Origin of the sequence: Streptomyces sp. NPDC058632, from assembly GCF_042717095.1 — a bacterium.
Classification (GTDB): domain Bacteria; phylum Actinomycetota; class Actinomycetes; order Streptomycetales; family Streptomycetaceae; genus Streptomyces.
Map to the genome: position 1 here is coordinate 32358 of NZ_JBHXQZ010000027.1, position 8386 is coordinate 40743.

The following is an 8386-nucleotide window of genomic DNA, read 5'->3' on the forward strand; positions in this document are numbered from 1 at the left end:
TACGGGCACCGCGTCGACAACGCGGTGCCCCGCACGGTACTGATGGGGCATGAGCAACGACGGTGGCGCGACGGACGCCCGGGGTCGCCTGGTCGGCGGTCGCTACCGGCTGATCGAGCAGATCGGCTCCGGCGGCATGGGCACCGTCTGGCGGGCGCTCGACGAACTCGTCCAGCGTGAAGTCGCCGTGAAGCAGCCGCGGTTACCGGGGCACCCCGGGGACGAGAGGCATCGGCGGGCCGCCCACCGGCTGCACCGCGAGGCCCGCGCCGCAGCCCGCGTCGACCATCCCGCCGCGGTCGCCATCCACGACGTCGTGATCGAGGACGACGGGGCCAAGGAGCCGGAGGGGCGGGACGGTACCAACGGACTCCCCTGGATCGTCATGGAGTTGGTCCGCGGCGAGTCGCTGCACGAGCTGCTCGAGCGCGGTCCGCTGCCGCCCGCCGAGGCTGCCCGTATCGGCCTCGCCGTCCTCGGCGCACTGCGGGCGGCGCACGCCGTCGGCATCGTGCACCGCGATGTGAAGCCCGCCAACGTCCTGCTCGGACCGCACCGGCGCGTCGTCCTCACCGACTTCGGCATCGCCCACGTCCAGGGCGAGGAATCCCTCACGGCCAGCGGGGAGTTCATCGGTTCGCTGGAGTTCGTCGCACCCGAGCGGATGTCCGGCCGCCTCGCCGGTCCCGCCTCCGACCTGTGGTCCCTGGGCGTTCTGCTGTATGCCGCGGTCGAGGGCTGGTCCCCGTTCCGCCGTACGACGTTGGAGTCCACGCTCGCCGCGATCATCACCGAGGACACGCCCGAGCCGAAGCAGGCCGGCGGGCTCGGGCCGCTGATCGTACGGCTGCTGGCGAAGGAGCCCGAGGACCGGCCGGACGGGGAAGAGGTCGCCGCGGAACTGGAGGCGGCGACGAGCAGGTGGCCGGAACCCGCGTCGGCGGCATCCGTGGCGAGCAGCCAGGACGCCTCCGGCATACGGGAGCTGACGGACGACGCCGGAACGGTGCGGCTGGGCCGCTCCACCGCAGCGCCGGCGCCGGTACCGGCGCCGGCACCCGCACTCGACGACGACCCACGCGTACCGGAGCCGAGACCGGGGCCGGAGCTGGGGCCCGAGCCGATAACCGAGTCAATACCTGAGCCGATCCCCGAGCCCGAGTCGGAGCCCGAGTCGGAGCCGATGCCCGAGGCGATTCCGGAGTCCGAGTCGACGCCCGACGTCTCCAAGCCCGAACGCGAACGCGAACCTGAATCCGAGCCCGCCCCCGATCCCGGTACCTCCGATCCCGGCGCCCCCACGCCCCAGTCCCTCGCGCGCCGCCTTCTCCGCCCCGCCCCCGTGGCGGCCCTCGGCGCTCTGCTCGTAGGCGGTGCCTGGTCCGCCGCCACCCTCGTGGCGGACACGGGGGCGGCCACCGAGCCCACCGCTCGCGCTTCCGCCTCCGCCACCTCGATGTCCACCCCCACGCCCACCCCCACGGTCGCTCCCGCCCCGCCCCTCTGGACCGCCCACCGCGAGACCGCCATGGCGGCCGTCCTCTCCCTCCCGCACGGCTACCAGGAGTTCGCCCGCCAAGGCAGTGCGCGCGAACAGCCCAGGATCGTGGTCTACGGGTTCAACGACGGAAACTCCCGGGACAGCGTCGACGTCCGCCTCACCCAGTGGGACCGGGCACCCCGGTCCCCGATGGCCCAGGCGCAACAGGCGCACGCGGACTGGGACGCGTACGAGGGGGACGCGCGCACGCAGTACACCCGTACCAGTTTCGAGGGGTACGAAGCCGTCCTCGCCGACACGACGTACGGCCCGGACGAGCGGCGCAGCCGGATCATGCAGCTGATGATCCTCGCCGACGACAACCGCATGTACGAGCTCCGTGCCGACATGCCCAAGGGCACACCAAGGGAAAAGGAGGGGACGGCGGTGTTCAAGGGTGCCCGCGACCGGCTCGAGATCGGGGCGGTCCGGTCGGCAACGCCCTGATCAGCGGGTTTGCTGCCAGCGTTCACTGGCGTGGTGTGTGAGCAGTCGGTGAATCTGTTACCGACGGGTACACAAAGTGTTCGCGCGGGCATACCCTGCGGCTCATGACGGACGCGCAGACCTGGGACACGACCGGTACCAATCCTCTCGCCGCCGCCCCGGAGGGCGCCCGCACCGCGGTCGACGTGGTCACGCCCGAGCTGGTCGCCCAGCTCACCAAGGGCGTCGTCGGGTCCGGGCGGACGGCCAACCACACGCCCTTCACCGGTGAGAAGCTGGCCGACCTGCCCGAGTCGACCCCCGAGGACGTGCGGTGGGCCTTCGAGGCGGCCCGCGCCGCCCAGGCCGTGTGGGAGCGGATCCCGGTACGCCGGCGGGCCGCTGTGCTGCTCCGCTTCCACGACCTGGTGCTCGAACGCCAGGCCGAGGTGCTCGACCTGATCCAGTTGGAGACCGGCAAGGCCCGCCTGCACGCCCACGAGGAGGTCCAGGCCGTCGCCGTCGCCGCCCGTCACTACGGCCGCAGGGCCGCCGCGTACCTCCGGCCCAAGCGGCACGCGGGCGCCGTGCCGGCCCTCACGAAGGCCGTCGAGCGGCGTCACCCGCGCGGTGTCGTCGGCCAGATCGCCCCCTGGAACTACCCGCTCGAACTGTCCGTCGGCGACGCGCTCCCGGCGTTCGTCGCGGGCAACGCGGTCGTGATGAAGCCCGACACGGAGACCTGCCTCACCGCCCTGTGGGCCCGGGACCTGCTGATCGAGGCCGGACTGCCCGCCGACGTCTTCCAGGTCGTGCTCGGCGAGGGGCCCGTCGTCGGTCCGGAGGTCGTCAAGCGCGCCGACTACGTGTCCTTCACCGGTTCCACCCGCACCGGCCGCGAGGTGGCCCAGATCGCCGCCGCCCGGCTCGTCGGGGTGTCCCTGGAGCTCGGCGGCAAGAACGCCATGCTGGTCCTGGAGGACGCCGACCTGGACAGGGCCGCCGCGGGTGCCGTCCGCGCCTGCTTCTCCTCCGCGGGCCAGCTCTGCATCTCCATCGAGCGGCTGTACGTCCACGAGTCGGTCGCCGACGCCTTCCTGGAGCGCTTCGCCGCCCGGACCCGCGCGATCCGCCTCGGCACCTCCCTGGCCTACGGCGCCGACATGGGCTCCCTGGTCGGCGAACGCCAGCTGGACGCGGTCACCCGGCACGTGGACGACGCCGTCGCCAAGGGCGCCAAGGTGATCACGGGCGGCACGGCACGCCCGGACATCGGCCCCTACTTCTACGAGCCGACCATCCTCGACGGCGTCGACGAGTCCATGAGCGTCTGCGCGGAGGAGACCTTCGGCCCGGTCGTCTCCCTCTACCGCTTCGGGTCCGACGACGAGGCCGTCGAGCGCGCCAACTCCACCCCGTACGGCCTGAACTCCTCGGTCTGGACGAAGGACGCCCGGCGCGGCGGTGAGGTGGCCGCCCGGCTGCGCACCGGCACGGTCAACATCAACGAGGGGTACGCGCCCGCCTACGGCAGCGTCCAGTCGCCGATGGGCGGCATGAAGGACTCCGGCCTCGGCCGCCGGCACGGCTCCGAGGGCATCCTCAAGTACACGGAGGCCCAGACCGTCGCCCACCAGCGGCTGCTGCCCATGGCCCCCGCCCTCGGCATGGACGACGAGCAGTACGCGGCGTTCATGAGCCGGAGCCTGCGCCTGATGAAGGCATTCCGTTTCCGCTAGCCGGCACCGCGCCGACCGGGCCGGCACCGCAGCTTTCAACGAGGAGAGCACGTGTCACAGGAGAACTCCGTCCAGGAACGGAACGACGAACACGAAGACGACACAGCGTCCACCGCGTCCACCGCGTACGACTACGACGTCCTCGTCGTCGGCTCGGGCTTCGGCGGCTCCGTCACGGCCCTGCGCCTGACCGAGAAGGGGTACCGCGTCGGTGTTCTTGAAGCGGGCCGCCGCTTCACCCGCGCGTCCCTCCCGAAGAACTCCTGGGACCTGAAGAACTACCTGTGGGCCCCCAGGCTGGGCATGTACGGCATCCAGCGCATCCACCTGCTGGGCAACGTCATGGTCCTGGCCGGCGCGGGCGTCGGCGGCGGTTCCCTCAACTACGCCAACACCCTGTACGTACCGCCGAAACCCTTCTTCGACGACCCGCAGTGGCGCGACATCACCGACTGGCAGGAGGAGTTGGAGCCGTACTACGACCAGGCGCAACGCATGCTGGGCGTACGGCTCAATCCGACGACGACCCCGACCGACGTGCACCTGAAGGCGGCGGCCGAGCGGATGGGTGTGGGTGACACCTTCCACATGGCCCCGGTCGGCGTCTTCTTCGGCGACGGCGAGGACGCCGGCGGGAAGGCGACGGCGAAGGCGAAGCCGGGGCAGGAGGTGCCCGACCCGTACTTCGGTGGGGTGGGGCCGGCACGCCGGGCCTGCGCCGAGTGCGGCGAGTGCATGACGGGCTGCCGGCACGGCGCGAAGAACACCCTCAACGAGAACTACCTGCACCTCGCCGAGAAGGCCGGCGCGGTCGTCCACCCCATGACGACGGCCATGTCGGTGACGGAGGACTCGCAGGGCGGATTCGCCGTCGCCACCCTCCCCACCGACAACCGCCGCAAGGGCGGCGGCCGGACCTTCCGCGCCCGCCGGGTCGTGCTGGCCGCCGGCACCTACGGCACCCAGACGCTGCTGCACCGCATGAAGGCGAACGGACAGCTGCCGCACCTCTCGGACAGGCTGGGCGAGCTGACCCGCACCAACTCCGAGGCCCTCGTCGGCGCGCAGACCGACGACCGCCGCTATCGCAAGGTGTCCGGGGCACCCAAGGCCGACTTCACCCGCGGCGTGGCCATCACGTCGTCGATCCACCCCGACGAGAACACCCACATCGAGCCGGTCCGCTATGGTCGCGGCTCGAACTCGATGGGCGGCCTCTCGATCCTCCAGGTCCCTTACGCGGGCCGCGACTCGGGCCCGGCCAGGGTCCTGGGCTGGCTGGGCAACGCGGCGAGGCACCCCTTGCTGCTGGTGCGCTCGCTCTCCAACCGGCGCTGGTCGGAACGGACCATCATCGGTCTGGTGATGCAGTCGCTGGACAACTCCCTGACGACGTACCTGAAGCCGTCCGGCCCGGGGCGCGGGCTGCTCACCGCCCGGCAGGGGCACGGTGCCGCCAACCCCAAGCAGATCAAGGCGGCCACGGAGGGCGCGTCCGCCCTGGCCGCCGAGATCAACGGGTTCGCCGGCTCCAACATCGGCGAGCTGACGGGTATGCCGCTCACGGCCCACTTCCTGGGCGGCTGCCCCATCGGCTCCGACCGGAAGACCGGCGTGATCGACCCGTACCACCGGCTCTACGGCCACCCCGGCATCTCCGTCGTGGACGGAGCGGCGGTCTCGGCGAACCTGGGAGTGAACCCGTCCCTGACGATCACGGCCCAGGCCGAGCGGGCGATGTCGTACTGGCCCAACAAGGGCGAGCCCGACCAGCGGCCGGAACAGGGCGCGGCCTACGAGCGGCTCCAGCCGGTCGAGCCGAAGTCCCCGGCGGTCCCGGCGGACGCCTTCGGCGCCTTGAAGCTGCCGTTCCTGGGGATGCCGGCGATGCCGCCGAAGAAGTAGGGAGAAGTAGGGAGAAGTAGGACGTCAAGAGACGGGAAAGGGTGAAGGACCTGCGCCCCCCTCCGAGCGCAGGTCCTTCACCCTGACTGGTCCGGCGTCAACCGCCGTGCGGCGTGCTTACGCCACCGCGCCGGCCTTGCGGCGACGCACCAGGTACACCGCGCCGGTGCCGGCCACGAGGGCGAGACCGCTGACAAAGCTGATCATCGGCAGGTCGGAGCCGGCGCCCGTCTCGGCGAGGCTTCCGGTGATCTTCGGGGTGTTGCTGAGGACCGGCTTCTTGTCGGTGACGGGTGCCTTGCCGCCTTCCTGCGGCTTGGTGCCGTCCGTGTCCGTACCGGCGCCCACGATCTGGAACTTGTACGCCATGGAGCCGTCGCCGGTGCACTCACCGTCGCTGTCGCCGTAGACGGTCATGCCGATGGTGAAGCCGGCGCCGACCGGGGCGGAGGCCTTCACGTTGAGCCGCATCGGGATGTTGACCTGGTAGCCGGGCTCGAGCTCGGTGCTGTAGCCGATGTAACCGACCGCGTAGCCGTCCTTGTCGAGGGTGGCCCAGCTCTTGCCGTCCGGGTTCCAGGCCTGCAGCTCGATCTGCCTGCTCTTGAACAGGGCCGCGCCCTCCGCGTCGGCGGCGGCTCCGGCGAGGTATCGGAGTTGCTCGAGCGTCGAGTCGGAGGTGTTCACCACGTCCAGCGAGAACTCGTGCCAGCCACTGCCCGTCGCGATCTTGCCGGGCAGACCGGAGATGCCGACGTCGACCTTGGTGTCCTCGCACATGGGCGGCTCGGGTTCCGGGGACTCCGACTCCTTCGGCGTGGACGTGCTCGGCGCGGGGGAGGTCGGGGAGACGGAGGTGCTCGGGGCCGGCTCCGCCTCGTCCTCGGAGTCGCTGGGAGCGGGCTCCGGCTCCTCGTCGTCCCCGGACCCGTCGGTCTCGGTGTCGTCGGGGGTGTCGGGGTTGTCCGTGTCGTCGGTCGGCTCGGCCGGGGCCGACGAGGTGGGCGGGGTGTCCGTCTTCTCCGAACCGTCCTCGCCCGCCCCGGGCCCGTCGGTCGAGGTGACGCTCGGCGACGGGGTCGCCGACTCGGTGGCGTAGGCGGCCGGAGCCGCGAGGAGCGCTGCCGGGGCTATCACTGCTGTCGCTGCGGCGACAGCCATGGCACGGCGGAGCTTCATGAAGACCTCGGGAAGTCGGGTGTACCGCCGGTTGCGGTACGCGTCGGGTGGAGGCCTCCGCGGTGGGGCGCGGGAGTGGCCCGTGGTTCCGGTGGGTTTGATCACCGAACCCTGTGAATGGTTGTCCCGGGTCCGACAGGGGCTTTATGTGAGCTGGATCACTCATATGAACTGATCAACACCGGCGTACGCTCACTCTCCGATCCGCGTGGACGGAATCCGACATCGCCTGACAGGAAGCGCGTCACCCAGTGCCCGAGCAGCAGCCGCCCGAGGAACCCGCAAGACCGGAGTCCTCTCCCCTGCCCGACGACGTGTGGGGCAGATTCGTCGAGGACAGTGAGCGCGACATCCGTGGCTCCGCTCCCAAGGAACCGTCCGCGCGGGCGCGGACGGTGACCGAACGGCTGCGTGCCATGGACGAGGCCCAGGCCAGGTCCAACGGCGGCAAGAAACGGGGTTGGGGCCGGAACAGGCCCGCCGCCCCGCCCGCCCGGCCTGAAGGATGGCGTACCGGGCCCGCCTGGCAGGACATGGACGGCAGGGCCACGCGCCGGCGCAAGGGCTGGAGCGTCGTCGGCGTGCTGGTGGCCGCTGCCGTGGCCGTGGTCGCAGTCGACCCGTCCGGCGCGCTCTCCTGGCTCCCCGGCGGCCTCGGTGACGGGTCGGGCACGTCGGACGGGGTCACCGGCGCCTCCATCGCGCCGCTGGTCCCCGAAACCGCCCGCCCCAGCAGTGCCCCGCCCGCGGAGCTCGCCGATATGCCGACCCGTGAGCGGCCGTTCGCCGGATCTCCGGCCGCGCGGTGGGAGTCGGGCACGGAGGCGGTCCGGTTGCCGGAAGAGAAGGCGAAGGCCGTCAACGGTGTCTCGGCCGCCGCTGTCGAGGCGGCCCTGGAGGGAGCGAGGGACTTCCTGATCGCCTCGAACCTCGACCGTGAGGTGGTCATGGGCGCCGAGCCGAAGAAGGCGCTGGCCCTCCTCGACCCGTTGATGGGGGATTACCTCACCGATCTGCGCGCGGGACTGCGCGAGCCCACGGTGGAGAACGACCCGGTGTGGCTGTTCACCCGGTTCGACCCCGATGAGGTCGAACTGATGGATGATGTGAGGGTCCGTGGCCGTCTGGCGGTCGAGCCCGTGCGCGGAACCGCCGGGAAGGCCGTGGTCAAGGGTGACTACACCTTCGTGTACGCGCTCCACCGCCCCGGTGGCGGCGAGGTGGCCCGTGTGATCGTGCGTCGGGTGATCGAGGTCGAGGCGGTGGATCCCGCCAGGTTCCAGGCGACCGACGGACACATCTGGCTCGCCGACATCAACGGCGAGATCAGCAACGACGACTGCCGCGACGGCGACGGAGTGATCCGTCCGTATTTCCTCGCCGACCTGGGCGTGGGCCCCACGACGACGGGGGAGGCACGGGATCCGTACGACCGAAGCCAGGAACTGGACGGGGCAGCCGAGGAATGCGGCGTCGCCTCCCGCACCTGACACCGCCTCCCGCGCGGGAGGCCGGCCGCAGGGTCGGGGGTCCCGCGGGGCGGGGGGGGGGGGGGCCCCCCCCGCCCCGCGCGGCCCGCCTGGAGGGGGGGGCCGGG

At 71.7% G+C, this 8386-nt stretch carries 5 protein-coding genes; 4 read left to right on the forward strand and 1 reads right to left on the reverse strand.

Going from position 1 to position 8386, the window contains the following annotated elements; all coding sequences use genetic code 11:
* The first annotated feature begins 49 nt into the window (after window positions 1-49).
* From ACFWVE_RS13045 to ACFWVE_RS13055, 3 genes are all read left to right on the forward strand, one after another.
* Window positions 50-1987 carry a serine/threonine-protein kinase gene (locus ACFWVE_RS13045; RefSeq protein ID WP_384012184.1) on the forward strand — a complete coding sequence of 646 codons (1938 nt, stop codon included), beginning with the start codon at window positions 50-52 and terminating at the stop codon, window positions 1985-1987.
* A 104-nt stretch (window positions 1988-2091) separates the two neighbouring features.
* Window positions 2092-3705: a succinic semialdehyde dehydrogenase gene (locus tag ACFWVE_RS13050; RefSeq protein ID WP_384012187.1), complete on the forward strand. Its 1614-nt coding sequence runs from the start codon at window positions 2092-2094 to the stop codon at window positions 3703-3705.
* A gap of 51 nt (window positions 3706-3756) precedes the next feature.
* The gene (locus ACFWVE_RS13055) at window positions 3757-5610 is read left to right on the forward strand and encodes a GMC oxidoreductase (RefSeq protein WP_384012190.1); all 1854 of its coding nucleotides are present in this window, start codon (window positions 3757-3759) and stop codon (window positions 5608-5610) included.
* A 117-nt stretch (window positions 5611-5727) separates the two neighbouring features.
* Here the strand turns inward: ACFWVE_RS13055 and ACFWVE_RS13060 are convergent, their stop codons facing one another.
* Complete coding sequence (locus ACFWVE_RS13060; protein ID WP_384012193.1) at window positions 5728-6771, reverse strand: hypothetical protein; 1044 nt, start codon at window positions 6769-6771, stop codon at window positions 5728-5730.
* A 269-nt stretch (window positions 6772-7040) separates the two neighbouring features.
* Here ACFWVE_RS13060 and ACFWVE_RS13065 point away from each other — a divergent pair, with 269 nt between their 5' ends.
* Complete coding sequence (locus ACFWVE_RS13065; protein ID WP_384012196.1) at window positions 7041-8279, forward strand: hypothetical protein; 1239 nt, start codon at window positions 7041-7043, stop codon at window positions 8277-8279.
* Window positions 8280-8386: the final 107 nt, after the last annotated feature.

Bases quoted from the DNA above. Each gene is read 5' to 3' on its own strand.
- ACFWVE_RS13045 (WP_384012184.1), top strand. From the start codon at position 50: ATGAGCAACGACGGTGGCGCGACGGACGCCCGGGGTCGCCTGGTCGGC.
- ACFWVE_RS13050 (WP_384012187.1), top strand. From the start codon at position 2,092: ATGACGGACGCGCAGACCTGGGACACGACCGGTACCAATCCTCTCGCC.
- ACFWVE_RS13060 (WP_384012193.1), bottom strand. From the start codon at position 6,771: ATGGCTGTCGCCGCAGCGACAGCAGTGATAGCCCCGGCAGCGCTCCTC.